Source organism: Streptomyces sp. NPDC127190 (genome assembly GCF_042672505.1).
Lineage (GTDB): Bacteria > Actinomycetota > Actinomycetes > Streptomycetales > Streptomycetaceae > Streptomyces.
Map to the genome: position 1 here is coordinate 61,982 of NZ_JBHXVE010000020.1, position 25,834 is coordinate 87,815.

The window sequence follows — 25,834 nt, forward strand, 5'->3', positions numbered from 1 at the left end:
GAAGAGCGAAAGAACCCAGAGGGAAGGGGAGACCCATGGCCGACGCCCTCGAACTCGAAGCGCTGTGGGAGGACTTCCACCGCGTGGTCAACATGACCTCGGCGGAACTCGCGGCCTGGCTCAGGGTCCAGGACGCCGACGAGCGCACCGAGCCGCTGCCCGAACGGGCGGGCTCGCCGCTCGGCCAGCATGTGCTCGCCATCCTCCAGAAGCGCCGTACCGACCTGACCGCGGACGACATCGGTGCGATGCACCAGGTCGTGGACACGGTCGCCGACCTCGTGGACATCGAGGAGGAACCCGTGGCGGAGGACACCGAACGCCGCCACCAGCTGATGTCGCTGGGCCACGACCCGCTCAAGCCCTGAGCCCGCGCCGGACACGGCCATGAACCGCGACGAACGGGTGCTGCACGAACTGCTGTCCCGGTACGGGCGGACCTACGCGGAGGAGGCGGACATCCGGCTGAGGGACACCCCGCAGCCGCTGTACCGGCTGCTCGTGCTGGCCCTGCTGCTCAGCGCCCGGATCCGGGCCTCGGTGGCGGTGGCCGCCGCCCGGGCCCTGCACGAGGACCACCTCGACACTCCGCGCCGCATGGCCGAGGCCGACTGGCAGCAGCGGGTCGACGCGCTCGGCCGGGGCGGCTACCGGCGCTACGACGAACGCACCGCCACCCAACTCGGCGACGGCGCCGCGCTGTTGCTGGACCGCTGGGGCGGTGACCTGCGCCGGCTGCACCGGGAGGCGCACGGCGACCCCGGAGAACTCAGGGAACTGCTCCAGGAGGAGCCGGGCGTGGGGCCGGCCGGCGCCGACATCTTCCTGCGCGAGGCCCAGCGCGTCTGGCGCGAACTCGCCCCCTATCTGGACGACAAGGCCCTGTCCGGGGCGGCCCGGCTCGGCCTGCCGAAGGACCCGGACCAGCTGACCGCGCTGGCCGGGAACGCCGAACCGGCCGTGCTGGCGGCCGCGTTGGTGCGGGCCGCGCTGGACAAGCGGGTGGCCGAGGAGTGCCTGCACAGCGCGTGATCGTGTCAGACTTCTCCTCGCAACTGACGTAGGTGACCGAGCCGAGGAGCAGTACGTGACGGGGACCGAGCCGGCCGCGCAGCGCATCGACACCACCCGGCCGCATCCGGCCCGGGTGTACGACTGGTATCTCGGCGGCAAGGACAACTACCCCGTCGACGAGGAGCTGGGCCGCAGCATCGCGGCCATCGACGGGGGCGCCCCGCGGGCCGCCCGCGCCAACCGGGAGTTCATGCACCGCACCACGCGCGCCCTGGCCGAGGACGGCATCCGCCAGTTCCTGGACATCGGCACCGGCATACCGACCGAGCCCAATCTGCACCAGATCGCCCAGTCGGTGGCGCCGGACGCCCGGGTCGTCTACGTCGACAACGACCCGATCGTGCTGGTGCACGCCCAGGCGCTGCTGCGCGGCACCCCGGAGGGCGTGACGGAGTACGTCCAGGCCGACGCCCGGGACCCGAGGGCGATCCTCGAGCAGGCCGCCCGCGTCCTCGACCTGGACCGCCCGGTGGCCCTGTCGCTGATCGCGCTGCTGCACTTCATCGCCGACGAGGACGGCGCCCACGACCTGGTGTCCACCCTGGTCGACGCGCTGGCGCCGGGCAGCTGTCTGGTGCTGTCCACGATGACGGCCGACTTCGAGCCGGAGAACGTGCGCAAGGGCATCGCCGCCTACGCGGCGGGCGGGGTGACCCTGGTGGCCCGCTCGCAGAAGGAGGTGGCCGCCTTCTTCCGCGGACTGGAGCTGCTGGACCCCGGCGTCGTGTCGGTCGCCGACTGGCGTCCGCAGACCGCCCCGGACGGCGCCGGGCCGATCTCGCTGTACGGCGCGGTGGGCCGCAAGCCGGTCCGCTGAGGCCCGCGGCCGGGGGGCTGCGGCCCACCGCGACGGCCCACCGCGCCGACCCGGCCGGCGTTACAGGCCGAGCACGTGGGCTATGGTCCGCAGCACCCCGTTGTCGTTGTTGGACGGGGCGAGGTGGCGGGCCCGGCGGACGACCTCCGGGTGGGCGTTGGCCATGGCGAAGGACCACTCGGCGGCGTCGAGCATCTCCAGGTCGTTGAGGTAGTCGCCGAACACCATGGTCTGCGCCGGGGTGATGCCCAGCGCCCGCTGGAGGCCGCGCAGGGCGGTGCCCTTGTCCGCGGTGCGGTTCATGACGTCGACCCAGTGCTCGCCGGAGACGACCACCCGGTGGGTGTCGGCGAACTCCGCCAGGGCGGGCGCGGTGGAGCGCTCGGCGGCCCCGAAGTCGAACACCGCGACCTTGATCATGTCGTCCTCGACCGCGGTCACGTCCTCGACGACCCGGTGCTCGACGTAGTACTTGCGCACCTCGGCCAGGAACGCCTCGTCGGTCCGTTCGACGTACGCCGAGCGCTTGCCGCACACCACGGCGCCCACGTCCACGCCGTCGGCGGCCAGCCGCCGTACCGTCCGGGCCACCCCGGCGGCGACCCCGGGCGCCAGCGGGTCGGAGCTCAGCTCCACGCCGTCGCGGACCACATAGGTGCCGTTCTCGGCGATGAACACCATGCCCTCGGCGACCTCGGCGAACTGCCGGGCCAGCGTCGCGTACTGGCGGCCGCTGGCCGGGCTGAACAGCACGCCGCGGCGGCGCAGCTCGGCGAGCAGCGGCCACAGCCCCTCCGGTGTGCGCTTGGCGTCGTCCAGCAGGGTGCCGTCCATGTCGGTGACGACGAGCCGGATGTCGGCGGGGCCCTCGGGCAGGCCGGCGGGGTGGTCGAGGAGGGGGGCGGGCGTGGCGGGCATGTCCTGCTTCCGGTCGGGGCGGGGGTACGGCACCCCAGTGTTCCGCATGCCTGTGCGGGGTCCGGGGCCGCCCCGGACCGCCCGTGGTGCGCGGTTCCCGGGACAGCACGATCAACGGGCGGCACAATGACGGCGGGGAACCGTGCACGGAAAGGGCGGCGACGTGACCGAAGGGCGTGATCCGACGGCCGGTCCGGGCGGGCTGAACACCACCGTGGCGCACAACGCCCGGGTGTGGAACTACTGGATCGGCGGCAAGGACAACTACGAGGTCGACCAGCGGGTCGGTGAGCAGGTCGCCGGGATGTTCCCGGTGATCCGGGCGGTGGCCCGCGCGGACCGTGAGTTCCTGGCGCGGGCGGTGCGCTTCCTGGCCGTCGAGCGCGGCATCCGGCAGTTCCTGGACGTGGGCACGGGCCTGCCGACCGTCGACAACACCCACGAGATCGCCCAGCGGATCGCGCCCGACGCCCGGATCGTCTACGTCGACAACGACCCGATCGTGCTCGTGCACGCGCGCTCGCTGCTGACCAGCTCCCCGGAGGGGGCCACGGACTACGTCGACGCCGATGTGCACGACCCGGAGAGCATCGTGCAGCGCGCCGCCGAGACCCTCGACCTGAGCCGGCCGGTCGCGCTGATGATGCTCGGCATCCTCAACTTCGTCCTGGACACCGGCGAGGCCCGGGACATCGTGCGCCGGCTCATGGCGGCCCTGCCCTCCGGCAGCCATCTCGTCCTCACCCATCCGACGTACGACGCCGAGGTGGGCGGCGAGGGCAACGCCGCCGCGATGGAGTTCTGGAACGCGCACGCCACCCCGCCGATCACCGCCCGCAGCCACGCGGAGATCGCCTCCTTCCTGGCGGGCCTCGACCCCGTCGAGCCGGGGCTGGTGCCGTGCTCGCAGTGGCGCGCCGGGCCGGCCTCCGCCGTGGTGCCGCAGTACGGCGCGGTGGCCGTGAAACCCTGACCCGCCCGTGCACCCGGCACAGCCCGCGGAGGAGGACGTATGACCGCCCTTGCCGACCCCGTGCCCGGCGGCCGCCCCGGAGATCTGCGCCGGGCCGCCGCGCTCACCGCCGAGCTGACCGCGCGGGGCGTGCACGGGATCGTACTGGCGTACGTGGACACCGCGGGCGTCGGCCGGGTGAAGACGATCCCGACGGCGCGGCTGGCGGCGGCCGTGTCCTCGGGGGTCGGGATGTCGCCGGTGTTCGACACGTTCCTCGCGCACGACTCGATCGTCGCCACGGACGTCCTCGGCTCCCCCGACGGCGATCTGCGGCTCTACCCGGACCTGGACCGGCTGACGGTGCTGGCCGGGCAGCCCGGCTGGGCGTGGGCGCCGGTGGACCGGATCACCCAGGAGGGTGCCCGGCATCCCGGCTGCACCCGGACCTTTCTGCGCCGGATCGTCGCCGGGGCGGCGGAGCGGCACGGCCTGTCCTTCCGGGCGGCGATCGAGGTGGAGTGGGCGGTCGGGCTGGGCTCGGCGCCGGCCGGGGAGTTCGTCCCGGCGGTGTCCGGACCGGCGTACGGCGCGATCCGCCAGGTGGAGCTGAGCGACTACACCGCCGACCTGCTCGCCGCGCTCGCCGCCCAGGACGTGGCCGTCGACCAGCTCCATCCGGAGTACGCGGCCGGGCAGTTCGAGATCTCGGTGGGCGCGCAGGACCCGGTGGCGGCGGCCGACCGCAGTGTGCTGGTACGGCAGACCGTCCGCGCGGTCGCGCAGCGGCACGGTCTGCGGGTGTCGTTCGCGCCCGCGGTGCTCGCGGAGGGCGTCGGCAACGGCGGCCATCTGCATCTGTCCTGCTGGCGCGCGGGCGTGAACCTGCACGCGGGCGGGGAGCGGCGGTACGGCATGACGGCCGCGGCGGAGTCCTTCGCGGCCGGTGTCCTGGCTCGTCTGCCCGCGCTGACGGCGGTCACCGCCCCCAGCCCGGCCAGCTATCTGCGGCTCAGGCCGTCCCAGTGGGCCGGGGTCTTCACGGCCTGGGGCCACGAGACCCGCGAGGCCGCGCTGCGGCTGGTCACCGGTACGGCGGGCCGCCGCGACCAGGAGGCCAACCTGGAGGTCAAGCCGGTGGACCTGGCCGCCAACCCGTATCTGGCGCTCGGCTGCGTGATCGCCGCCGGTCTCGACGGAGTGGCCGGGGCGCTGCGGCTGCCCGAGGAGATCACCGGGGACCCGGCCCGGTACGGCCCCGAGGAGGCGACGGCCCGCGGGGTGCACCGGCTGCCCGAGTCGCTGCCGCGGGCCGTCGAGGAGTTCCGCGCCGACCCGGTGCTGCGGGCCGCGCTGGGCCCGGTCCTCGCCGACGCGATCACCGCCGTCCGGCTCGGCGAGGCGGCGGCCGTGGCAGACCTGGACGACGCCGGGGTGGCGGCGGCCTACCGCTGGGTGTACTGACGAACCGACGAAAGGACCCAGGCGTGCCGAGAGGATCCCGGGCAGCACGGATGGTGTCCCCGAGGACGCCGGTGAGGCACCGGGGCCCCCGGAACACGCCGAGCAGCCACCCGGGAACACCCGACATGCACCCGGCGATGCCCGCACGGCACCAGCCCATGCCGACAACGCTCCGCCGGGTTATCCCGACGACCTGGCCGGGAAGGTGGTGTCCGTGATCGCGTCCGGGCCGGTGCACGAGGTTCTCGCAGGGTTGCCGCTCGTCGACCACCACTGCCATGGCGCGGTGACCGCCGACCTCGCGCCGGCGGAGTTCGAGTCCCTGCTCACCGAGGGCGCGGCCTGGGCCGGTGTCTCGCCCTTCGACACGCCGGCCGGGGTGGCCGTACGCCGGCACTGCGCACCCCTGCTCGACCTGCCCCGGCACGCACCGCCCGAGGCCTATGTGGAGCGCCGCTCCCGGCTCGGCTGGCAGGAGGTCAACCGCCGCTTCCTCCGGGCCTCCGGAGCGGAGCTGTTCTGCGTGGACACCGGCTACGCCCCGCACCCGGTGACCTCACCCGCGGCCCTGGCGGAGGCCGCCGGCGCCGCCGCCCGCGAGGTCGTACGGCTGGAGCAGCTCGCCGAGGCGGTGGCCGCGCAAGGCGTCGAGCCGGACGCGTACGCGGGCGCGCTCCGCGCGTCCGCCGAGGCGGCCGTCCGCCGGCCGGGCGTGGTGGCGGTGAAGTCGATCGCCGCCTACCGCACCGGTTTCGCCCTGGACCCGGCGCGGCCCACCGACGCGGAGGTGACCGCGGCGGTCGCCCGCTGGCTCGCGGACGGCGGCCGGCTCACCGACCCCGTCCTGGTCCGGCACCTGCTGTGGACCGCCGTCGACCTGGGGCTGCCGCTGCAACTGCACACCGGTTTCGGGGACGCGGACCTGCGGCTGCACCGCGCCGACCCCGCCCTGCTCACCGACTGGCTGCATCTGACCGGCGGCACGATCCCCGTCCTGCTGCTGCACTGCTGGCCGTACCACCGCCAAGCCGCCTATCTCGCCGCCGTGTTCGAGCATGTGTACCTGGACGTCGGCCTCGCCCTGCACCACACCGGTCCGGCCCGCTGCCGGGCGGTGCTGGAGGAGGCACTGGAGATCACGCCGTTCCGCAAGCTGCTCTACAGCTCGGACGCCTACGGCGTGGCCGAATTCCACCACCTGGGCGCGCTGTGCTTCCGGCAGGGCCTCGCCGATCTGCTGCAAAGCCGGGTGGACGCCGACGAGTTGAGCATGCCCGACGCCCTGCGCATCGCCGCCTGGACGGGCCGCGACAACGCCCGACGCCTCTACGGACTCACCTGACAGCCCCGCCCCCGACCGCATCCGAACCGGCGCGCAACCACTGCGCGCGCCCCACCCGGAAAGTATGATCAAGCAATGTCTGACATGACCGAAACCACGCCCGGCTGGCTGACCACGGACGAGCTGGAAATGGCCAGGGCCCGGATGCCGATCCTGTACGTCGAGGCCGTGCCCGTGCGCGTGGACGACAGCGGCGAAGTCACCAGCATCGGGCTGCTGCTGCGCATCGGCCCGGACGGCACGGTCAGCCGGACCCTGGTCTCCGGTCGGGTGCTGCACCACGAACGGGTCCGTGACGCCCTGCTGCGCCATCTGGAGAAGGACCTCGGCCCGGTCGCCCTGCCCCGGGTCCCCGCCTCCCTCCAGCCCTTCACCGTCGCCGAGTACTTCCCGACGGCGGGGATCACGCCGTACCACGACCCCCGGCAGCACGCGGTGTCCCTCGCCTACATCGTGCCGGTGACGGGCGACTGCCGGCCCCGGCAGGACGCGCTGGACCTCGTCTGGTTCAGCCCGCAGGAGGCGGCTTCGGCGGCCCTGCACAGCGAGATGCCGGGCGGGCACGGGGTCCTGCTGAAGCAGGCGCTCGCCCATGTGGGCCTGGTGTTCTGATCCCGGACCCAAGGCCGCGGCAACTCCTGCACCAGAGGCCACAAAACAATGGCAAAGGGGGCTGGGGCCGGAACGGTGGGTTGTGCTTGGGTGCGGATCATGAGCACAGAGCACGTCCTCGACCACCGGCCCACAGGCCACGCACGCGCGCGCGTACGCGAGACTGCGACCAAGGTCCCGGCGGTCACCGTCTACTTCTGGATCATCAAGGTCCTCACCACCGGCATGGGCGAGACGGCCTCCGACTTCCTGGCCCATCTGCTGGGGCCGATCCCGGCCGTGGGGGTCGGCGGTCTCGCCTTCGTGGCCGCGCTCGTGCTCCAGTTCGCCGTCCGCCGGTACGTGGCCTGGATCTACTGGACGGCGATCGTCATGGTCAGCGTGTTCGGCACGATGGCCGCGGATGTGCTGCACGTCGGCCTCGGCGTCCCCTACACCCTGTCCACCCCGCTGTTCCTGATCGCCCTGGCCGCCGTCTTCGCCCTCTGGCACACCGTGGAGCGGACGCTGTCCATCCACTCCGTCCGCACCCGCCGCCGCGAGGCCTTCTACTGGGCGGCCGTCCTCGCCACGTTCGCCCTGGGCACGGCTGCGGGCGACCTCAGCGCCACCATCGGCCTCGGCTATCTCGGCTCGGTCGTGCTGTTCGCCGTGGCGATCTGCGTGCCCGCCCTGGCCCACCGCGCCGGTCTGCTCGGCTCGGTGAGCGCGTTCTGGGCGGCCTACGTCATCACCCGCCCGCTCGGCGCCTCGCTGGCCGACTGGATGGCCCTGCCGGCCTCCCGGGGCGGACTGGCCTGGGGGCTCGGGCCGGTGACCCTGGCCTGGACCGTGGCGATCATCGGCTTCGTGGCCTTCCTCTCGGTGTCCCGCCGCGACACCGCCGACCTCGGCTGATCCAGCCCGCTCGGGACGGCCCGGGGGCTTCGCTCCACCTTCGCCTCACCTTCGCCTCACCGGCGAGCAGCCGCCCTCCCCCGACCCGAGCGGCGCCTCGGGGCAGCGCCCGCCCCGCCCCTCCGACATGGGCCCCCCGGAGCCCCCCCCCCCGCGCCCGGCAGGGGGGCGGGACGGAGGGCCCCCCCCGGCGGCCCCCCACCCCCGGGGGCGAGACCGACCCCCCCCGCGCCCCGGGCCCCCGCTTCCCGCCGCCCGGCGCCGGGAAGGGGGCCCTTCTCGCTGCCGCGCACGGGCGGCCCCGAGACCGCGGGGCCTTCTCCCTGCCGCGCGCGGGCACGCCCCGGGGCCGGGCCCGCCTCACGTCGACTCCCGCACCACCAGCCGGCACGGCACCGTGCGCACGCCCGGTGTGGCCTCGCCCTCGTCGATCGCCTCCAGCAGGCGCAGGGCCGCGATCCGGCCGATCTCCGCGAGGTTCATGTCGATCGTGGTGAGCGGCGGCCGGCTCGCCAGCGCCATGGTGTCCCAGTTGTCGTAGCCGACGACCGCGATGTCGCCGGGGACGCCGACGCCCTGTTCGCGCAGCGCGTCGGTGACCCCGCGGGCGATCTGGTCGTTGCCGCAGAAGAACGCGTCCGTGTCGGGCGCCGTGCGCAGGACGGCGGCCACCGCGCGGCGGCCCCAGGCCTCGCTCCACTCGCCGAAGAGGACCCGGTCGCCGGCCGGCCCGAGACCCGCCTGTGCCAGGTGCCGCACCGCGTGGCGGGCCCGGTGCCGGGCGGCCGCGTGGTGCTCGGGGCCGGTGACATGGGCGATCCGGGTGCGGCCGGTGGACAGCAGGTGTTCCATCGCCAGCTCGGCGCCGCGCCGGTCGTCCGAGACGACGGACATGTCGCCGGGGTCCGTCGACGGTGAGAGCGCGTAGACCACCGGTACCGACTCCAGCCCGGTGATGCCGGTCAGCGGCGGGCGCGCGTCGGTGCGCCGGCCGGTGACGATGATGCCGTCGACCCGGCGGTCCATGAGGTTGCGCAGATGGTGCTGCTCCCGGATGGCGTCACCGCGCGTGTCGCAGAGCAGGACCGAGATCTTCCCGGCGCCCAGCGCGTCCTCCGCGCCGAGCAGGACCGGGGTGCTGAAGCGGCCGATGCCGTCCGTGGTCATCAGGCCGACGGTCCAGCTGCGGCCGGTGTGCAGGCTCTGGGCGTGCTGGTTGGGCCGGAAGCCGAGGGCCGTCACCGCGTCCAGCACGCGCTGCCGGGTCTCCGGGCGCATCCGGCCGGCGCCGCTGAGCGCCTTGGAGGCCGTGCCCACGCTGACGCCCGCGAGCGCCGCGACATCGGCGAGCCTGGCCCGGCCGGCGGGGGAAGAGCCTGGAGCATCTGGGGCAGCGGGCACGAGCAAACCTTTTCCTCGACTACGGCGATCCGACCATCCTGGCAGGCGCGGCAGCCGGGTGCCAGTCCCCGGAAAAGATGAGAAAGCCCTTGCCACACCTCTTGACCCCGGGTCCCGGGTCCCCTCTACTTCTCGGGCAGGAAAACGATTGCTCAACGGCTTGCTCACTCGTTGCCCGGCCGCCGGTCGTCCCGGCCCCCTTCCCCCGGAGAGTCATGCCCCGCACCCGCCCCGCCCCGTCCGCCTCCCCCGGCTCCGCCGCCTCTCCCGGCGCCGCCGGTTCCGCCGCTTCCGCCGCCTCCCCCGGTTCCGCCGGACCGGTCCGCGTCGGTCCGGTCCGCCTCGGTCCGGACGCCCGTGCCGCGCTGCGTCCGGCCACGGCCGCTGTCACCGCGGGCTTCTGGCACGCCCGGCGCGAGGTCAACGCCCGCACCTCCATCCCGCAGGGTCCCGGGCTGCTGGAGTCCGCGGGCAACCTGCACAACCTGCGGCTCGCGGCCGGCACCGCCGAGGGCGAGTTCCAGGGCGCGTACCCCTTCGTCGACACGGACGTCTACAAGTGGCTGGAAGCGGCGTCCTGGCAGCTCGCCCAGGGTCCGGACCAGGACCTGGAGGCACAGGTCGAGGAGATCACCGCGCTGGTCGCCGCCGCCCAGCAGCCCGACGGCTACCTCAACACCTGGTTCCAGCTGGTCAAGGGCGGCGAGCGGTACCAGGACCTGCGGTGGGGGCACGAGCTGTACTGCGCGGGCCACCTCATCCAGGCCGCCGTCGCCCACCACCGGGCCACCGGCAGGACCGAACTCCTCGATGTCGCCCGCAGGTTCGCCGACCATGTCGACTCCGTCTTCGGCCCGCCCGGCAGCGGCAAGCCCATCGACGGCATCGACGGCCACCCGGAGATCGAGACCGCGCTGGTCGAGCTGTACCGGGAGACCGGCGAGCGCCGCTATCTGGACCTGGCCGGCTACTTCGTCGACCGGCACGGCCACGGGCTGCTCGGCGGTGAGGCCTACTGCCAGGACCGGGTGCCGGTGCGCGAGGCGGCCACCGTGGAGGGTCACGCCGTACGGCAGCTGTATCTGCTGGCCGCCGCCGCCGACCTCGCCACCGAGACCGGGGAGGCCGAACTCCGCGCCGCCGCCGAGCGGTTGTGGCACGCCATGACCACCACCAAGACCCATGTCACCGGCGGCCTCGGCGCGCACCACGACGAGGAGGACTTCGGCGACCCCTACGAACTCCCCAACGAGCGCGCCTACTGCGAGACCTGCGCCGCCATCGCCTCCGTGCAGTGGAGCTGGCGGATGGCCCTGCTCACCGGCGAGACCCGCTACTCCGACCTGATCGAACGCACCCTGTTCAACGGCTTCCTGGCCGGGGTGTCGCTGGACGGCGAGCGCTGGCTGTACGTCAACCCGCTCCAGGTCCGCGACGGCCACACCGACACCGGCGGCGACCAGTCCGCCCGGCGCACCCGGTGGTTCCGCTGCGCCTGCTGCCCGCCCAACGTGATGCGGCTGCTGGCCGGCCTGGAGCACTACCTCGCCACCAGCGACGACGGCGGCCTCCAGATCCACCAGTACGTCACCGGACGCTATACCGGCGCCGGTGTCGCCGTACGCGCCGAGACCGACTACCCGTGGCACGGGACGATCGCGCTCACCGTCGAGGAGACCCGGTCCGACGGTCCCTGGACCCTCTCGCTGCGCATCCCCGAGTGGTGCCGGGAGTTCCGGGTGCGGTGCGGGGAGGAGACGTACGACTCGCCGGTGACCGACGGCTGGCTGCGACTGGAGCGGCACTGGGCGCCCGGCGACCGGGTCGTGCTGGAGCTGGACCTGGAACCCCGGCTGACCGCGGCCGACCCGCGCGTGGACGCCGTACGCGGCTGTGTGGCGATCGAACGCGGGCCGCTCGTGTACTGCCTGGAGCAGGTCGACCATCCGGGCGGCGGCCTGGACGCCATCGTCCTGGACCCGGCCCGCCCGCTCGCCGCCCGGCACCGCCCGGACCTGCTGGGCGGGGTCACCACGGTGACCGCGGCCGGGCGGCGGCGCAGCATCCCGGACGCGGGCTGGTGGCCGTACACCACCGCCGGCGACACGGCCGGGCAGGACGGCGAGCCCGTCGAGCTGACCGCCGTCCCCTACTACGCCTGGGCCAACCGCCGGGACGGCGCGATGCGCGTCTGGCTGCCCACCTCCTGAGCCCTCCCCCGCCCCTCCTCCACGACAACGAGGTCGCCCCGTGATACCCACCCGTCGTACCCTGCTCCGCGCGGTCGCCGTCGTCGGCGCGCTCGCCTCCCTCGCCGCCTGCGGCGGTGGTTCCGGCTCCTCGGGCTCCGCCTCGGGCGGGGCCGGGGGGACGTACACCTTCTGGGACCCCTACCCCCAGTTCGACGCCTCCTCGGCCTGGGGCAAGCTGGTCTCCTCGTGCGGCACCAAGGCCGGGGTGACGGTGAAGCGCACCGCGTACGACACCACCGACCTGGGCAACAAGGCGCTGCTGGCCGCCCAGCAGGGCAACGCGCCGGATGTGATGCTGGTCGACAACCCGGTCGTCTCCACGCTGGTGGAGGCGGGGATCCTCAACAAGACCAGCGATCTCGGCCTGGACACCGCGTCGTTCCAGAAGAACGTCATCGGCGCGGGCACCATCGGCCACGCCTCCTACGGGGTGCCGATCGGCGCCAACACCCTCGCCCTCTACTACAACAAGAAGGTCCTGTCCGCCGCGGGTGTCGACCCCTCCTCGGTCAAGGACTGGGACTCCCTGACCGCCGCCCTGAAGAAGGTCAAGGCGGCCGGGAAGAAGGGCATCACCTTCTCCGCGATCAACACCGAGGAGGGCAGCTTCCAGTTCCTGCCCTGGTTCTGGGGCGCGGGCGGCGATCTGACCCGGCTCGACTCGGACCAGGGTGTCGCCGCCCTGTCGCTGTGGAAGCAGTGGGTGGACGCGGGATACGCCCCCAAGGACGTCCTCCAGAACACCCAGACCACCAGCTGGCAGGAGTTCGCCACCGGTGCCTACGCGTTCGGCGAGAACGGCACCTGGCAGCTCGGCAACGCGGGCAAGGCCGGGTTCCCCTACGGCGTCCTCAGCATCCCGGCGCGCAACGGCGGTCCGGCGCCGGTGCCGACGGGCGGAGAGTTCGTCACCGTGCCCGTGCAGAAGGACTCGGCGCGCTACGGCGTCAGCAAGAAGATCGTCGAGTGTCTGACCAGCGACAGCAGTCTGCTGCCCACGGACAGCACGCTGATGTACGTGGCCCCGACGGCCTCGGTCCAGGCCGCGCAGGTCAGGCAGAACCCGGCGCTGAAGCCCTGGGTGGCCGCGGTCGCCGCGGCGCGCGGCCGTACCAGCGGCGGCCTCGGCACCAGGTACCCGCAGATCTCGCAGCCGATGTGGACCGCCGTGCAGAACGCGCTGTCCGGCGGCAGCAGCCCGAAGGCGGCCCTGGACACGGCCCAGGCGAGCGCGCGGAAGAACTGAGGATCCGGACCCATGACCATCGCCCCTGCCGAGCGGTCCCGGCGGGCGGCGGCAGCGGGGACGGGCGGGCCCGGCCCGCTGCCGGTGCGGCGCGGACAGCGGCGCCGCAGCCGGCTCGCCGCCCTCGCGTTCGTCGCCCCGCTGATCGCCTATCTCGCCGCCTTCTACCTCTATCCCCTCTACCGCAACCTCGATCTGAGCCTGCGGGACTACACCGTCCGCTCCTTCGTGGCCGACGACGCGCCCTTCTCCGGCTGGGACAACTTCCACACGGTGCTGAGCGACCCAGCGTTCGCTCCGGCGCTGCGGCACACGATGGTCTTCACCTTCGTGTCCATCGCCTTCCAGTACGCCGCCGGGCTCGCCCTCGCAGTCTTCTTCAACCGGCACTTCCGGCTCTCGGCGGTGCTGCGGGCGCTGTTCCTGGTGCCCTGGCTGCTGCCGCTGATCGTGTCGGCGTCGACCTGGTCGTGGATGTTCAACAGCGAGTCGGGCGTGGTGAACTACCTGCTGCACCTGCTCGGAGTGGCTCCCGTCGACTGGCTCACCTCGCCGCACTGGGCGCTGACCTCGGTGATCATCGCGAACATCTGGATCGGCATCCCGTTCAACCTGGTCATCCTCTACAGCGGGCTCCAGAACGTCCCGGCCGAACTGTACGAGGCGGCGGCGCTGGACGGGGCGAGCGCCTGGCAGACCTTCCGCCGGATCACCTTCCCGCTGCTGCGGCCGGTGTCGGCGATCACCCTGCTCCTCGGTCTCGTCTACACCCTCAAGGTGTTCGACCTGATCTGGATCATGACCAAGGGGGGTCCGGGTGACTCCTCCGCCACCCTGGCCACCTGGTCGTACCAGCTCGGCTTCGGCTCGCTGCTGCCGAAGTTCGGGCCGGGGGCCGCCGTCGGCAACCTGCTCATCCTCATCGCCCTCGTCTTCGGCCTGCTGTACATCCGCGTCCAGAGGAGGCAGGAAGCGTGAAGTCCTGGCGTCACACGGCCGTCGGCCTCCTGCTCACCGCGCTGATGCTGTTCCCGGTGTACTGGATGCTGAACGTGTCCCTCACCCCGCAGCAGGACATGCGCAAGAGCCCGCCCGACCTGCTGCCGCTGCACCCGACCTTCGCGGGCTACCGGGCGGTGCTGGACGACCAGTTGCCCTATCTCGGCACCAGTCTGCTCATCGGCCTCGGCACGGTCGCCCTCACCCTGCTGATCGCCGCGCCGGCCGGCTACTCGCTGGCGCGACTGCGCCCGCGCGGCGGCGGGGCGATCGGCCTGGTCCTGCTGATCGCCCAGATGATCCCCGGCATCGTCATGGCGATGGGCTTCTACGGCATCTTCCTCGATCTCGGCCTGCTGAACTCCTGGTGGGGTCTGATCGTCGCCGACTCCACCATCGCCGTGCCGTTCGGCGTCATGATCTTCACGGCGTTCATGTCGGGCATCCCCGGCGAGCTGATCGCCGCCTCCCGGATCGACGGCGCGGGCACCTTCCGCACCTTCTGGTCGATCGTGCTGCCGGTGAGCCGGAACGCGCTCGTCACGGTCTCCCTCTTCAGCTTCCTGTGGGCCTGGTCCGACTTCGTCTTCGCCACCACCCTGGACGGCGGCGGCGAGCTGCGGCCCATCACCCTCGGGATCTACAAGTACATCGGCAACAACAACCAGGAGTGGAACGCGATCATGGCAACCGCCGTGGTCGCCTCCGTTCCCGCGGCGGTCCTGCTGGTCCTCGCCCAGCGCTATGTGGCCGCGGGCGTGACCGCGGGCGCGGTCAAGGACTGACCGCCCGCATCCCTCTCATCCCCTCCGTCGAGGAGTTCCCCCATGAGCCGCACCAGACCCCTCATCCCCCTCCTGAGCGTGTGTGCGCTGGCCGCCACCGCCGCACTGGCCACCGGGGCCCCGGCCCAGGCGGCCCCCAGCTCCGCCACCACCCTGGTGGTCGACGCGAACCGGACCCTCCGCCCGGTCACCCATGTCGCCACCGGCAGCCTGTACGGCCTCGCCGACGACAGCACGCCCGCCGACGGTCTTGTCGGCGCGCTCAAGCCCAACACCTTCGTGCAGATGGCGCCGGGCGGCTCCCAGCTCCCCAACGGCGAGCCGAAGCCCGCCGGCGACGCTCTGACCGTGGCGCCGAAGGCGTCCCGCGCCGGCGCGAAGGTGGTCGTACGGATGCCCGACTGGTATCCGAACTTCCCCTACAAATGGGTGAGCTGGAGCGACTGGCTGACAGCGGTGGACAAGCAGGTGGCGTCCGTGCAGTCCTCCGGCGCCACGAACATCGCCGCCTACGAGCTGTGGAACGAGCCCGACTGGACCTGGGACACCGCCCACGCCGGCGCGTTCGACGCGGGATGGGCCCGCACCTTCCGGGAGGTCCGCGCCAAGGACGCCAGGACCCCGGTGCAGGGCCCGAGTTACTCCACCTGGAACCAGTCCGCGATGAGCACCTTCCTCACCGACGCCAAGGCGAGCGGCACCGTCCCGGACATCGTCTCCTGGCACGAGCTGCAAGGCAGCAACGACATCGCCGCGCATGTCGCCGCCTACCGCGCACTGGAGTCGAGCCTCGGCATCAGCCCGCGGCCGATCGCCGTCGAGGAGTACGCCAAGCCCGACGAGGTGGGGGTCCCCGGCGCCCTGATCGGCTATGTCGCCAAGTTCGAGCGGGCCGGGGTGCACGACGCCGAGCTGGCCTTCTGGAACCACTACGGCACCCTCGGCGACACCCTCACCGACACCGGCGGCTCACCCAACGGCGCGTACTGGATGTACCGGTGGTACGGCGACATGTCGGGGAACATGCTGGTCACCACTCCCCCGGCGCAGACGGGCATCGACGGCATCGCCTCCCTGAACGGCCCGGGCAACCAGCTCAGCGTCGTCACCGGCGGCTGCACCGGCTCCTGCGCGGTCACCGTGCGCGGCCTGTCCTCGCTGTCCGCCTTCGGCAGCACGGTCCACGTCAGGCTGGAGTACACCCCCAGCACGGGCCGTACGACCGCCTCGCCCGGCCCGATCACCGTCTCCGACGCCGACTACCCGGTGTCGAACGGCTCGGTCACGGTGCCGGTGACCATGAACGCCTCCGACGGCTACCACCTGGTCGTCACCCCGAGCGGCACCTCCACCTCGCTGGCCGGGCGCTACCAGATCACCAACCGGAACAGCGGGCTCGCCCTGGACACCCTGAACGGGGGCACCGCTCAGGGCACCTCGGTGGTCCAGGCCACGGCCACCAGCGGCACCGACCAGAACTGGACGCTGGTGGCCGCCGGCTCCGGCCTGTACCGCATCGTCAACCAGAAGAGCGGGCTGCTGCTGGGCATCCGGGACATGAACACCGGCGACGGCGGCACCGCCCTGGTCTGGGGCGACAACGGGACCGCCGACCACCTCTGGCAGGTGATCCCGGCCCGCGACGGCTTCTACAAGATCGCCAACTACAACAGCGGTCTGCTGCTGGGCGTGGACGGGATGAGCACGTCACCGGGCGCCCAGGTCCTCCAGTGGTCCGACAACGGCACGGCCGACCACCTGTGGCGGCTGACCGCCCGCTGACCCCACCGAGCCACCCGTGTCCCTGGCCGATGTCGGCGGCCGGGGGCACGGGTGTGTGCACATGCGTGAGGGGCCCTCAGAAGAGGGCCCCTCAGCCGCGGACATGTCCGACATCATCTGTCGGGACGACAGGATTTGAACCTGCGACCCCTTGACCCCCAGTCAAGTGCGCTACCAAGCTGCGCCACGTCCCGATGCCGTCTGACCTGGGGTTTCCCCGGTCGCAACGCGCAGAGAAACAATACCGCACTCGACTCGGTGCTCGCTCCTCCCTTTCCGTGGTTGACCTCGACTTTGGTTGAGGTTGCAGGCTGTGGGTCATGACGATCACCGCGAACGAACACCGCGCCCACGGCTCCGCCGACCGCCGCTACGGCTTCGACGACCTGGCCGGGCTGATGAGCATGATGACCGGCGACGAGAAGCACGGCCCGGCGGCCACCTCGACGCTCGACGTGCTGTGGGTGCTCTACGACCGGGTGCTCCGGGTGAGTCCCGAGCGGCGGGACGATCCGGACCGCGACCGGTTTCTGCTGAGCAAGGGACACGGGCCCATGGCGTACTACGCGGTGCTGGCCGCGAAGGGGTTCCTGCCGGTGGACTGGCTGCCCGGGTTCGGGTCGTACGACTCCCCGCTGGGCCACCACCCGGACCGGGTGCTGGTGCCCGGCGCCGAGATCGGCAGCGGGTCGCTCGGCCACGGCCTGCCGATCGCCGTGGGCACCGCACTGGGGCTGCGCGCCCAGGGGCGGCACGACCCGGCCGTCTGGACGCTGATCGGCGACGCCGAACTGGACGAGGGCAGCAATCACGAGGCGATCGCGTTCGCCGGGCCGGCCGCCCTGGAGCGGCTGCACACGGTGGTGATCGACAACTCCTCGGCCAGCCATGCGCTGCCGGGCGGGATCGCCGCCCGGTTCGAGGCCGCGGGCTGGTCGGCGGTGAACGTCGACGGACGCGACCACGAGGCGCTGTACGCCGCCTTCACGGCACCGCACCCCGGCCGGCCGCACGTCGTGGTGGCCCGCGTCGAACCGAAGAACGCCTGACCCGCACTTCCTGCCCAGAAAGCCAGAAAGAAGGACACCTTTCCATGGACACCATGCGTGACCGCTTCGCTCCCGTCGTCTCCCGGATGCTGGACGAGGACCCGCGTGTCGCCGTGGTCCTCGCCGAGATCGGCAAGGACGCCTTCCGCGACGCCATGGCCCGCCATCCGGACCGGGTGATCAACGTCGGCATCCGCGAACAGCTCCTGGTCGGGGCGGCGGCCGGGCTGGCGCTCACCGGGCTGCGGCCGGTCGTGCACACCTTCGCCAGCTTTCTCGTGGAGCGGCCGTTCGAGCAGGTCAAGCTGGACCTGGGCCACCAGGACACCGGGGCAGTGCTGGTGAGCGCAGCCGCCTCCTTCGACTGGCCGGCCGGCGGCTTCACCCACATGGCTCCGGGCGACGTGGCGCTGCTGGACACCCTGGACGGCTGGACCGTGCATGTGCCCGGCCACCCCGACGAGGCCGAGACCCTGCTGCGGCACGCCGTCGCCGCGGGCGACGACAAGGTGTACGTGCGACTGTCCTTGCAGGCCAACCAGCGGGGCCGGGCGGTCGACGGCCAGGGGTTCCTGACCGTCCGCGAGGGCCGCTCCGGTGTGGTCGTCGCCGTCGGCCCGATGCTGGACGCCGTCCTGGCGGCCACCGAGGGGCTGGACACGACCGTGCTGTACGCGACGACCGTACGGCCCTTCGACGCGGCCGGTCTGCGCCGGGCGACACAGGGCGCGGGCACCGATGTCGTCCTGGTCGAGCCGTACCTCGCGGGCACCTCCACGGCCGCGGTGAGCGAGGCGCTCGCGGACGTGCCGCACCGGGTGCTGGGCCTGGGTGTCGGCCGCCGCGAGCTGCGCCGCTACGGAACCATCGAGGAACATGTCACCGCGCACGGGCTGGACGCGAGCGGCCTGCGGCAGCGGATCGGCCGGTTCCTGAGCGCGGGGCGGGTGGCCGCGGGCGTGTGAACCGCCCTCCCGGCACCGCTCACTCGCCCGGCAGCAGCCCCAACTCCGGGTAGGCCTCCAGGAGTCGGGGCGGAGCCGCCTGGCGCCAGGAGTCGGCGAGGATGTCCCGCAGCTCGTCCTCGTCCTCCAGCGCCGCGAGTCTCGCCCGCACCCAGGCGAACTGGGCCTCATGGGCCGCGATCCAGAACTTCTCCGGTTCGGCCAGCACCAGTTCGTCGCGCTCGTCCTTCGGACAGCGCACCGCGAGGGAGGTCTCGTCCTCCGGCAGGGTCGCGAACATCTTCCCAGCCACCCGGAACGTGGGCATGCTCCAGGCGACCTTCTCCGTGGTGTCCGGCAGGGACAGGGCGATACGGCGTACGTCTTCTGCATCCGGCATGCCACGCACCGTAGCCCCTGCCACTGACAGTCACCCTGCCGGTGGCCGCAGGCAGGGGCAGCGCCGGCTCGGTCACGGCGGGGGTGGGTCCGGCCTCGGCTCGTTCAGCGCGGCACCCTCACGCCTGTGCCGCCTCCCCCAGCGCCTCCAGCACCGGGCGGATCAGCGGATGTCCCTCCGCTCCGCGCCGTACGGCGGCGAAGACCCGGCGGGTCGGGGCCACCCCGTCGACGGGGCGTACGGCCACGTCCCTCAGGTCCATGCCGCGCAGCGCGGAACGCGGTACGAGGGCCACGCCCGCGTCGGCGGCGGCGAGGGCGACGACGGCGCGGAAGTCGTCCGAGGAGTGCTCCAGGCGGGGCTGGAAACCGGCGCTCTCGCAGGCCAGGACGACCACATCATGGCACGGGTTGCCGGGGTAGGGGCTGATCCAGGGGTCCTTGGCCAGCTCGGCGAGCGGCACCTCGACGACGTCGGCGAGACGGTGGCCGAGGGAGACGACGGCGTCGAAGGGCTCGGCGTAGAGCGGGACATGGGTCAGCCGGGGGTCGTCGGCGGGCGGGGCGCCGCGGTACTCGACGGCGACCGCCACATCGACCTGCCGGTCCAGCACCATGGGCAGGCTGGCGTCGCCCTCGGCGTCCTGGACGCGGATGCCGATGCCCGGGGCGGTGCGGGCGAGCCGGGCCACCGCCGGGGCCACGACCTGCGCGATGCCGGTCGCGAAGGCCGCCACGGTGACCGTACCCGCCTCGCCCGAGCCGTAGGCGGCCAGCTCGGCCTCGGCGCGCTCCAGCTGGGCGAGGACCGCGTTGGTGTGGCTGAGCAGGATCTCGCCGGCCGGAGTGAGCCGTACGCCCTTGGCGCCGCGCTCGACCAGCCGGTGGCCGGTCTCCTGCTCCAGGGCCGTCAGCTGCTGGGAGACGGCGGAGGGGGTGAGGTAGAGGGCGGCGGCTGCCGCGGTGACCGTGCGGTGGTCGGCCACCGCACGGAGGATGTGGAGCCGCCGTGCCTCGATCATGCCGTCAATTATCCCAGCAGATCCGGGCCGGTCAGGACTCCAGCTCGGCGCGGGCCGCGACGAAGGCGTCGACCGCGCGGTCGACGTCGTCCGTGGAGTGCGCGGCGGACAGCTGGACCCGGATGCGGGCCTGGCCCTGCGGGACGACCGGGTAGGAGAAGCCGATCACATAGACGCCGCGCTCCAGCAGCAGCTCGGCCATCCGGGCCGCCTTCGCCGCGTCACCGATCATGACGGGCGCGATGGCGTGGTCGCCGGGGAGGATGTCGAAGCCCTCCTCGGTCATCCGGCGGCGGAACAGCGCGGTGTTCTCGGCGAGCCGGGTCCGCAGGTCGTCGGCGGACTCCAGCAGGTCGAGGACCTTGAGCGAGGCCGCCGCGATCACCGGGGCGAGGGTGTTGGAGAACAGGTAGGGACGCGAGCGCTGGCGCAGCAGGGCGACGATCTCGGCGCGGGCGGCGACATAGCCGCCGGAGGCACCGCCGAGGGCCTTGCCGAGGGTGCCGGTGATGATGTCGACGCGGTCCATGACGCCGTGCAGCTCGGGCGTGCCGCGGCCGGTGGGGCCGACGAAGCCGACGGCGTGCGAGTCGTCGACCATGACCATCGCGCCGTGGCGGTCGGCGAGGTCGCAGATCTCCTCCAGCGGCGCCACATAACCGTCCATGGAGAAGACGCCGTCGGTGACGATCAGCTTGCGCCGGGCGCCGCCCTCGGTCGCCTCCTTCAGCTTCGCCTCCAGGTCGGCCATGTCGCGGTTGGCGTAGCGGTAGCGGCGGGCCTTCGACAGGCGGATGCCGTCGATGATGGAGGCGTGGTTGAGGGCGTCGGAGATCACCGCGTCCTCCTCGCCGAGCAGGGTCTCGAAGACACCGCCGTTGGCGTCGAAGCAGGAGGAGTAGAGGATCGTGTCCTCCTGGCCGAGGAAGGCGGAGAGCCGGCCTTCCAGCTCCTTGTGCACCTCCTGGGTGCCGCAGATGAAGCGGACGGAGGCCATGCCGTAGCCCCAGCGGTCCAGGGCCTGGTGGGCGGCGGCGACCACGGCGGGGTGGTCGGCCAGGCCCAGGTAGTTGTTGGCGCAGAAGTTCAGCACCGCGCCGGGGCGGCCGCCGGCGGTGACGTTGACGGTCGCGGACTGCGGGGTGCCGATGACCCGCTCGGGCTTGTGCAGTCCGGCGGCGCGGATCTCGTCGAGGGTGGCACGCAGGTCGTCGCGGACGGTCTCGAACATGGGGACTCCTGAAAGTGCTGACGGGGGTGAGGGGGTGCGCGATCCGCGGCTTACGCGGTCCAGTCGAGGATGATCTTGCCGCCGGTGCCGCTCGCGGCGTCGGCGAAGGCCGCCTCGAAGTCGCGGTAGTCGTACCGGCCGGTGATCACGGGGGCCAGGTCGAGACCGCCCTCCAGCAGCACCGACATCGCGTACCAGGTCTCGAACATCTCACGGCCGTAGATGCCCTTGATGGTGATCATCGAGGTGACGACCCGGGCCCAGTCGACCGGGAACTCCTGCGCGGGCAGGCCGAGCATGGCGATCCGGCCGCCGTGCGTCATGTTGGCGATCATGTCCCGCATGGCCTCGGCGCGGCCGGACATCTCCAGGCCGATGTCGAAGCCCTCGCGCAGGCCCAGCTGCCGCTGCCCGTCGGCGATCGTGGTCTCGGCGACGTTCAGGGCGAGGTTGACCCCGATCTTGCGCGCCAGGGCCAGGCGCTCCTCGCTGACGTCGGTGATGACGACGTTGCGGGCGCCGGCATGCCGGGCCACGGCGGCGGCCATCAGGCCGATCGGTCCGGCACCCGTGATCAGGACGTCCTCGCCGACCAGCGGGAAGGACAGCGCGGTGTGCACGGCGTTGCCGAACGGGTCGAAGATCGCGGCCACATCGAGGTCGACGGGCACCCGGTGGACCCACACGTTGGACGCGGGCAGGGTGACGTACTCGGCGAACGCGCCGTCCCGGCCGACACCGAGGCCGACGGTGGCCCGGCACAGGTGCCGGCGGCCGGCCAGGCAGTTGCGGCACTTGCCGCACACCAGGTGGCCCTCGCCGCTGACCCGGTCGCCGATGCGGATGTCGCTCACGTCCCGGCCGACCTCGACGACCTGTCCGACGAACTCGTGCCCCACCACGAGCGGCGTCCGGATCGACTGCTGCGCCCAGCCGTCCCAGGCCCGGATGTGCAGATCGGTACCGCAGATACCGGTCCGCATGACCTTGATCAGTACATCACCCGGGCCGACCACGGGGTCCGGGACGTCCGTCAGCCAGAGTCCCGGCTCGGCCTTCTGCTTGACCAGCGCCTTCACGCGTACGGCTCCTGTGGGTGAGGTCCCGGCCGCGGGCATACCGAAGAAGCCCGCACCGGGTCAGAGGGGTGGAATCACCCTGCAATCTGCCGTATGCGCGAGCCGGGGTCCATCGAGCTTTTCTTAACCGCCGCCTCAGCTTTCCTTCACGCCCGGCCGGCCCCCGGCAGCTCAGCCGGGCAGGCCGTCCCCGGCACCGAGTTCCAGGCGTACGACGAGATCGGCGGCGAACGCCTTGATGGTTTCCAGCCCGGACCGCCCCCAGCTCCGGGACGCCACGTCCTGCACGCACACCGTGCCGAGCGCCATGCCGGAGCTGTCGATGAGCGGGGCGCCCAGATAGGAGCGGATGCCGTACTCGTCGACGACCGGGTTCCCGGCGAACCGGGGGTAGTCGCGGACGTCGTCCAGGACCAGCGCTCTGTGGCGGACCACCACATGGGGGCAGAAGCCATGGTCGCGCGGCAGGACCCGGCCCAGCTCGGGCCTGCTGCCGTCGTCCCGGACGACCGGGGCGGCGGCCGGGACGGACAGGCCGGCGAAGAACTGGTGGTGCTCCCCGACGAAGTTGACCATGGCGTAGGGCGCGCCGGTGATCCGGGTGAGATGGTCGGCGAAGGCGTCGAGCGCCGGGTCGGGGCGGTCCGCCAGGCCGAGCCGGCGCAGCCGGTGGACGCGGGCGGGGGCCTGTTTGTCCTCGGGGGTGAGCAGCAGCCCCCGGACCGGCCGGGGTGGCTCGTAGCTCATGGCCGGGCTCCGTCGCTGTGGGCGTATCGCATATGGGGACTCCGTGGGTGTGGACTCCGTGGGCCGTGTGGTGGCATCACATGGGGGTGCGCTGGCTGGACGCGGGGGTGTGGGCGAGCAGATGGCGTACGAGGGTGAGCAGGGTCTGCACGCCGGAGCTGGAGATGCGCGCGTCGCAGCGGACCACCGGGATCTCCGGGTCGAGATCGATGGCCGCGCGCACCTCCTCGGGGTCGTAGCGGTGGCCGCCGTCGAACTCGTTGACGGCGATGATGAAGGCGAGCCCGCGCTCCTCGAAGAAGTCGACGGCGGCGAAGCAGTCCTGCAACCGGCGGGTGTCGGCGAGGATCACCGCGCCGAGCGCGCCCTCGGACAGCTCGTCCCACATGAACCAGAACCGCTCCTGTCCGGGTGTGCCGAACAGGTACAGCACATGGTCCCGGTCGAGCGTGATCCGGCCGAAGTCCATGGCGACCGTGGTCTCCATCTTGTTCTCGACGCCCTCGAGACTGTCCGTGCCGACGCTGACCGTGGTGAGCAGCTCCTCCGTGCTGAGCGGCGCGATCTCGCTCACCGCGCCCACGAAGGTGGTTTTCCCGACCCCGAACCCGCCCGCGACAAGAATCTTGAGCGCGGTGGGGAACGGGTCAGAGCTGTCGTCGTAGTCCATCGAGCACTGCCTCCAGCAGAGACCGGTCAGTGGGAGTGTGGTGGTAGGCGGGCGGCTTGGTGGTCAGCGCCCCGCAGTCGACCAGGTCCGCGAGGATCACCTTGGTGACCACCGCGGGCAGTTTCAGCTGGGCGGCGACCTCGGCGACCGAGACGGGCGCGCGGCACAGGTCGAGTGCCTGCGCGTGTTCCGGGCCGAGGTAGCCGAGCGGGGTAACGCCGGTGGCCATCACCTGCGACATCAGGTCGAGGGCGATGCTGGGCTCGGTGCGGCCGTTGCTGACCGTGAACGGCCGCACCAGCCGCCCGGCCGCGTCGTCCAGCCACGGCCCGTCGCCGGCCGCCGCGGCCACGCTCAAGGCCTCGTCGCCGTGGGTTCGGCGGCATGCTGCCGGGGGGCGGTGACCAGGTAGGGGCGGACGCTCTTGACCAGCATCGCCATCTCGTAGCCGAGGACGGCCGCGTCGGCCTCGCGGCCGGCCAGCACGGCGAGACAGGTGCCGGACCCGGCGGTGGTGACGAACAGCAGCGTCGCGTCCAGCTCGACGACGACCTGGCGGACGTCCCCGCCGTCGCCGAACCGGACGCCCGCGCTGCGGCCGAGCGAGTAGAGGCCGGAGGCGAGGGCCGCCATGTGGTCGGCGCTGTCGAGGTCGAGGCCGTGCACGGACTTCACCAGTCCGTCGCAGGACAGGAGCACCGCGCTGGTGGTGTGCGGGACGCGCTGTACGAGGCCGCTCAGCAGCCAGTCGAGGTCGGATGCGTGGGGGGCGGTCGGCGCATCGCTCGGCATGGGGGATCGACTCCTTGAAGGTACGAAGGTCAGCGGGAGCGCTGGGATGGGGGGGTGCGGGTGCGTACGGGTGCCGTCGCGGGTGCGGTCAGCCGGCCGGGGCGCTCCCGGCGGACCGGCCGGTGTCACGGGTGCCGTCGCCATGGGGCGCATGGGGGTGCGCCGGGGGTATGGGCGCCGGAGCGGGGTGCTCCGGACCGGAAGGGCGACGGGTCGTGTCGGGGTGGGCAAAGCCGGCCATGGAGGTGGGCTCCATGGGGGCGGAGCCCATGTAGGGGGAAGCGGTGTGCCCGGGCTCCATGGGGGCGGACCCCATGTGGGCGGCATCCATAGCGGCGGACCCCATGTGCGCGGCATCCATGGAGGCGGAACCGGTGTGCGCGGAACCCATGGCGCGCGGCTCGCGGTGCATCGGTTCGCGGCGGGGCAGTTCTCCGCGGACCGGCGCGGTGGGCGGGGTCGCCAGGTATCCGGACGTGTCGTACGGCGACTCGCCCGGCGCCGGTTCCATGCCGCCGTGTGCCGGTTCCATGTGCTGCTGGGCCTCGGCGAGGGTGATGCCGCGCTGGAACGCGGCCATCAGCCCGGGATCGTGGCCGGCGACGGTGTCGGTGTCCTGGCGGGGTGCGGGCCCGCCACGCAGTTGGGGCACGATGTGCTCCTGGGCGCGGCGGCGCGGCAGTTGGGGCTTGCCCATGGTGCCGCGGACCGGGCCGGTGCGCGGGGTGGGCGGCAGGCCCGCGCGCGCCTCGACGATCGGCCGGTGCTGGGCGCTGACGCCGGGCACGGCCTCGGCGGGCGTGGGCCGCTCCGGACGGGCGCCGCGCACCGGAAGCGGGGCGGGGCCACCGCCGCCGTGGGCATCCTCCTCGCTCCGGCCGGTCTCCGCACCGCTTCCGGCCCCGCTGTGCTGCGCGGACTCCGGCTGGGCGTGCCGGTGCCGCCCGGTGCCCGTGCCCGGCGCCGGGCCCGCCCCGGCCGGGGGCACGGCCGGGGCCGGGCCGGCCGCCTCCGGCCGCTGCACTGCTCCGGCGCCCGCGGCGCCCTGCTCCCGCGGGGCCTCCCCGGCGGTGGCCCCGGCTGCCGCCGGCGCGCCGGGCGCCGAGCCCAACAGCACCTGCGGCACGACGAGGACGGCCTGCACCCCGCCGTAGATGTTGGTCTGGAGACGCACGTTGATGCCGTGCCGGCGGGCGAGCTGGGAGACGACGTACAGGCCGATGCGGCCGTCGGACAGCAGGCTGGCGACGTTGACCTGGTCGGGGGGGGGGGGGGGGGCGGGGGGGGGGGGGGGGGCGCCGCGCCGGCCCGCGCCGCCCCGGGCCCCGGCCCCCCCCCCCCGCGCCCCGGGGGGCGGCGG

At 73.0% G+C, this 25,834-nt stretch carries 25 protein-coding genes, 1 tRNA gene and 1 pseudogene; 15 read left to right on the plus strand and 12 right to left on the minus strand.

The genetic code is table 11. From position 1 onward, the window contains the following. Window positions 1-35 precede the first annotated feature (35 nt). Genes ACFVIU_RS27560 through ACFVIU_RS27570 form a run of 3 tightly spaced genes read left to right on the plus strand, consistent with a single transcriptional unit; the run spans window position 36 to window position 1,891 of the window. Window positions 36-368, plus strand: a complete 333-nt coding sequence (locus ACFVIU_RS27560; protein ID WP_385845772.1) for a DUF3140 domain-containing protein — start codon at window positions 36-38, stop codon at window positions 366-368. A 19-nt stretch (window positions 369-387) separates the two neighbouring features. Continuing rightward, window positions 388-1,032: an endonuclease gene (locus ACFVIU_RS27565; protein ID WP_385845773.1), complete on the plus strand. Its 645-nt coding sequence runs from the start codon at window positions 388-390 to the stop codon at window positions 1,030-1,032. A 55-nt stretch (window positions 1,033-1,087) separates the two neighbouring features. Next, on the plus strand, window positions 1,088-1,891 hold the full coding sequence (locus ACFVIU_RS27570) for an SAM-dependent methyltransferase (protein WP_385845774.1): 804 nt from the start codon (window positions 1,088-1,090) through the stop codon (window positions 1,889-1,891). Window positions 1,892-1,951: 60 nt separating this feature from the next. Here ACFVIU_RS27570 and ACFVIU_RS27575 read toward each other — a convergent pair whose 3' ends face one another. Continuing rightward, a complete protein-coding gene (locus tag ACFVIU_RS27575) occupies window positions 1,952-2,809 on the minus strand; it encodes a Cof-type HAD-IIB family hydrolase (RefSeq protein WP_385845775.1) in 858 nt (285 codons plus the stop codon). 163 nt (window positions 2,810-2,972) lie between these two features. Between ACFVIU_RS27575 and ACFVIU_RS27580 the strand changes: the two genes are divergently transcribed. From ACFVIU_RS27580 to ACFVIU_RS27600, 5 genes are all read left to right on the plus strand, one after another. Continuing rightward, window positions 2,973-3,782: an SAM-dependent methyltransferase gene (locus tag ACFVIU_RS27580; protein ID WP_385845776.1), complete on the plus strand. Its 810-nt coding sequence runs from the start codon at window positions 2,973-2,975 to the stop codon at window positions 3,780-3,782. A gap of 39 nt (window positions 3,783-3,821) precedes the next feature. Then, window positions 3,822-5,225 (plus strand): glutamine synthetase, encoded by a 1,404-nt coding sequence (locus ACFVIU_RS27585; protein ID WP_385845778.1) that lies wholly within the window; start codon window positions 3,822-3,824, stop codon window positions 5,223-5,225. 214 nt (window positions 5,226-5,439) lie between these two features. Then, window positions 5,440-6,567 (plus strand): amidohydrolase family protein, encoded by a 1,128-nt coding sequence (locus tag ACFVIU_RS27590; protein ID WP_385845779.1) that lies wholly within the window; start codon window positions 5,440-5,442, stop codon window positions 6,565-6,567. 84 nt (window positions 6,568-6,651) lie between these two features. Continuing rightward, a complete protein-coding gene (locus ACFVIU_RS27595) occupies window positions 6,652-7,179 on the plus strand; it encodes an NUDIX hydrolase family protein (protein WP_385845869.1) in 528 nt (175 codons plus the stop codon). Between the two features lie 99 nt (window positions 7,180-7,278). Next, the gene (locus ACFVIU_RS27600; RefSeq protein WP_385845780.1) at window positions 7,279-8,076 is read left to right on the plus strand and encodes a hypothetical protein; all 798 of its coding nucleotides are present in this window, start codon (window positions 7,279-7,281) and stop codon (window positions 8,074-8,076) included. A gap of 360 nt (window positions 8,077-8,436) precedes the next feature. On the opposite strand, the gene ACFVIU_RS27605 is transcribed toward ACFVIU_RS27600, so the two are convergent. Then, complete coding sequence (locus ACFVIU_RS27605) at window positions 8,437-9,477, minus strand: LacI family DNA-binding transcriptional regulator (RefSeq protein WP_385845782.1); 1,041 nt, start codon at window positions 9,475-9,477, stop codon at window positions 8,437-8,439. A gap of 215 nt (window positions 9,478-9,692) precedes the next feature. On the opposite strand from ACFVIU_RS27605, the gene ACFVIU_RS27610 reads away from it, so the two are divergent. From ACFVIU_RS27610 to ACFVIU_RS27630, 5 genes are read left to right on the plus strand one after another with little or no spacing between them, the layout of a single operon-like run. Beyond that, the gene (locus tag ACFVIU_RS27610) at window positions 9,693-11,687 is read left to right on the plus strand and encodes a glycoside hydrolase family 127 protein (protein WP_385845784.1); all 1,995 of its coding nucleotides are present in this window, start codon (window positions 9,693-9,695) and stop codon (window positions 11,685-11,687) included. A gap of 40 nt (window positions 11,688-11,727) precedes the next feature. Continuing rightward, the gene (locus ACFVIU_RS27615) at window positions 11,728-12,975 is read left to right on the plus strand and encodes an extracellular solute-binding protein (RefSeq protein ID WP_385845786.1); all 1,248 of its coding nucleotides are present in this window, start codon (window positions 11,728-11,730) and stop codon (window positions 12,973-12,975) included. 12 nt (window positions 12,976-12,987) lie between these two features. Next, window positions 12,988-13,953, plus strand: coding sequence for a carbohydrate ABC transporter permease (locus ACFVIU_RS27620; protein ID WP_385845787.1), 966 nt, complete (start codon window positions 12,988-12,990; stop codon window positions 13,951-13,953). A gap of 44 nt (window positions 13,954-13,997) precedes the next feature. Continuing rightward, complete coding sequence (locus ACFVIU_RS27625; RefSeq protein WP_385845870.1) at window positions 13,998-14,759, plus strand: carbohydrate ABC transporter permease; 762 nt, start codon at window positions 13,998-14,000, stop codon at window positions 14,757-14,759. Between the two features lie 42 nt (window positions 14,760-14,801). Continuing rightward, window positions 14,802-16,541 (plus strand): RICIN domain-containing protein, encoded by a 1,740-nt coding sequence (locus ACFVIU_RS27630; RefSeq protein WP_385845788.1) that lies wholly within the window; start codon window positions 14,802-14,804, stop codon window positions 16,539-16,541. Window positions 16,542-16,661: 120 nt separating this feature from the next. On the opposite strand, the gene ACFVIU_RS27635 is transcribed toward ACFVIU_RS27630, so the two are convergent. After that, window positions 16,662-16,735 (minus strand) — tRNA-Pro (locus tag ACFVIU_RS27635). A gap of 126 nt (window positions 16,736-16,861) precedes the next feature. On the opposite strand from ACFVIU_RS27635, the gene ACFVIU_RS27640 reads away from it, so the two are divergent. Together ACFVIU_RS27640 and ACFVIU_RS27645 are read left to right on the plus strand one after the other, a co-directional pair. Then, on the plus strand, window positions 16,862-17,590 hold the full coding sequence (locus ACFVIU_RS27640; RefSeq protein WP_385845789.1) for a transketolase: 729 nt from the start codon (window positions 16,862-16,864) through the stop codon (window positions 17,588-17,590). 44 nt (window positions 17,591-17,634) lie between these two features. Next, window positions 17,635-18,555 carry a transketolase family protein gene (locus ACFVIU_RS27645; RefSeq protein ID WP_385845791.1) on the plus strand — a complete coding sequence of 307 codons (921 nt, stop codon included), beginning with the start codon at window positions 17,635-17,637 and terminating at the stop codon, window positions 18,553-18,555. Between the two features lie 19 nt (window positions 18,556-18,574). Here the strand turns inward: ACFVIU_RS27645 and ACFVIU_RS27650 are convergent, their stop codons facing one another. The 9 genes and pseudogenes from ACFVIU_RS27650 to ACFVIU_RS27690 all read right to left on the minus strand — a co-directional run. Then, the gene (locus tag ACFVIU_RS27650) at window positions 18,575-18,934 is read right to left on the minus strand and encodes an MmcQ/YjbR family DNA-binding protein (protein ID WP_385845792.1); all 360 of its coding nucleotides are present in this window, start codon (window positions 18,932-18,934) and stop codon (window positions 18,575-18,577) included. Between the two features lie 118 nt (window positions 18,935-19,052). Then, complete coding sequence (locus ACFVIU_RS27655) at window positions 19,053-19,955, minus strand: LysR family transcriptional regulator (RefSeq protein ID WP_385845794.1); 903 nt, start codon at window positions 19,953-19,955, stop codon at window positions 19,053-19,055. 31 nt (window positions 19,956-19,986) lie between these two features. After that, window positions 19,987-21,186 carry a glycine C-acetyltransferase gene (locus tag ACFVIU_RS27660; protein ID WP_385845795.1) on the minus strand — a complete coding sequence of 400 codons (1,200 nt, stop codon included), beginning with the start codon at window positions 21,184-21,186 and terminating at the stop codon, window positions 19,987-19,989. A gap of 50 nt (window positions 21,187-21,236) precedes the next feature. Further along, a complete protein-coding gene (gene tdh / locus ACFVIU_RS27665) occupies window positions 21,237-22,265 on the minus strand; it encodes an L-threonine 3-dehydrogenase (RefSeq protein ID WP_385845797.1) in 1,029 nt (342 codons plus the stop codon). A gap of 171 nt (window positions 22,266-22,436) precedes the next feature. After that, window positions 22,437-23,012, minus strand: a complete 576-nt coding sequence (locus ACFVIU_RS27670) for a GAF domain-containing protein (protein WP_385845798.1) — start codon at window positions 23,010-23,012, stop codon at window positions 22,437-22,439. A 76-nt stretch (window positions 23,013-23,088) separates the two neighbouring features. After that, a complete protein-coding gene (locus ACFVIU_RS27675) occupies window positions 23,089-23,682 on the minus strand; it encodes an ATP/GTP-binding protein (RefSeq protein WP_385845799.1) in 594 nt (197 codons plus the stop codon). Further along, on the minus strand, window positions 23,660-24,034 hold the full coding sequence (locus tag ACFVIU_RS27680) for a DUF742 domain-containing protein (protein WP_385845872.1): 375 nt from the start codon (window positions 24,032-24,034) through the stop codon (window positions 23,660-23,662). The genes ACFVIU_RS27675 and ACFVIU_RS27680 overlap by 23 nt, the downstream gene beginning before the upstream one ends. Window positions 24,035-24,036: 2 nt before the next feature. After that, window positions 24,037-24,474: a roadblock/LC7 domain-containing protein gene (locus ACFVIU_RS27685; protein ID WP_385845801.1), complete on the minus strand. Its 438-nt coding sequence runs from the start codon at window positions 24,472-24,474 to the stop codon at window positions 24,037-24,039. 88 nt (window positions 24,475-24,562) lie between these two features. Further along, window positions 24,563-25,753, minus strand: a pseudogene (locus tag ACFVIU_RS27690) (hypothetical protein); the annotation flags it as partial. Window positions 25,754-25,834: the final 81 nt, after the last annotated feature.

Bases quoted from the DNA above. Each gene is read 5' to 3' on its own strand.
- ACFVIU_RS27585 (WP_385845778.1), top strand. From the start codon at position 3,822: ATGACCGCCCTTGCCGACCCCGTGCCCGGCGGCCGCCCCGGAGATCTG.
- ACFVIU_RS27575 (WP_385845775.1), bottom strand. From the start codon at position 2,809: ATGCCCGCCACGCCCGCCCCCCTCCTCGACCACCCCGCCGGCCTGCCC.
- ACFVIU_RS27650 (WP_385845792.1), bottom strand. From the start codon at position 18,934: ATGCCGGATGCAGAAGACGTACGCCGTATCGCCCTGTCCCTGCCGGAC.
- ACFVIU_RS27600 (WP_385845780.1), top strand. From the start codon at position 7,279: ATGAGCACAGAGCACGTCCTCGACCACCGGCCCACAGGCCACGCACGC.
- ACFVIU_RS27685 (WP_385845801.1), bottom strand. From the start codon at position 24,474: ATGCCGAGCGATGCGCCGACCGCCCCCCACGCATCCGACCTCGACTGG.
- ACFVIU_RS27610 (WP_385845784.1), top strand. From the start codon at position 9,693: ATGCCCCGCACCCGCCCCGCCCCGTCCGCCTCCCCCGGCTCCGCCGCC.
- ACFVIU_RS27560 (WP_385845772.1), top strand. From the start codon at position 36: ATGGCCGACGCCCTCGAACTCGAAGCGCTGTGGGAGGACTTCCACCGC.
- ACFVIU_RS27620 (WP_385845787.1), top strand. From the start codon at position 12,988: ATGACCATCGCCCCTGCCGAGCGGTCCCGGCGGGCGGCGGCAGCGGGG.
- ACFVIU_RS27645 (WP_385845791.1), top strand. From the start codon at position 17,635: ATGGACACCATGCGTGACCGCTTCGCTCCCGTCGTCTCCCGGATGCTG.
- ACFVIU_RS27595 (WP_385845869.1), top strand. From the start codon at position 6,652: ATGACCGAAACCACGCCCGGCTGGCTGACCACGGACGAGCTGGAAATG.
- ACFVIU_RS27630 (WP_385845788.1), top strand. From the start codon at position 14,802: ATGAGCCGCACCAGACCCCTCATCCCCCTCCTGAGCGTGTGTGCGCTG.
- ACFVIU_RS27655 (WP_385845794.1), bottom strand. From the start codon at position 19,955: ATGATCGAGGCACGGCGGCTCCACATCCTCCGTGCGGTGGCCGACCAC.
- ACFVIU_RS27625 (WP_385845870.1), top strand. From the start codon at position 13,998: ATGCTGTTCCCGGTGTACTGGATGCTGAACGTGTCCCTCACCCCGCAG.
- ACFVIU_RS27670 (WP_385845798.1), bottom strand. From the start codon at position 23,012: ATGAGCTACGAGCCACCCCGGCCGGTCCGGGGGCTGCTGCTCACCCCC.
- ACFVIU_RS27565 (WP_385845773.1), top strand. From the start codon at position 388: ATGAACCGCGACGAACGGGTGCTGCACGAACTGCTGTCCCGGTACGGG.
- ACFVIU_RS27640 (WP_385845789.1), top strand. From the start codon at position 16,862: ATGACGATCACCGCGAACGAACACCGCGCCCACGGCTCCGCCGACCGC.
- ACFVIU_RS27675 (WP_385845799.1), bottom strand. From the start codon at position 23,682: ATGGACTACGACGACAGCTCTGACCCGTTCCCCACCGCGCTCAAGATT.
- ACFVIU_RS27660 (WP_385845795.1), bottom strand. From the start codon at position 21,186: ATGTTCGAGACCGTCCGCGACGACCTGCGTGCCACCCTCGACGAGATC.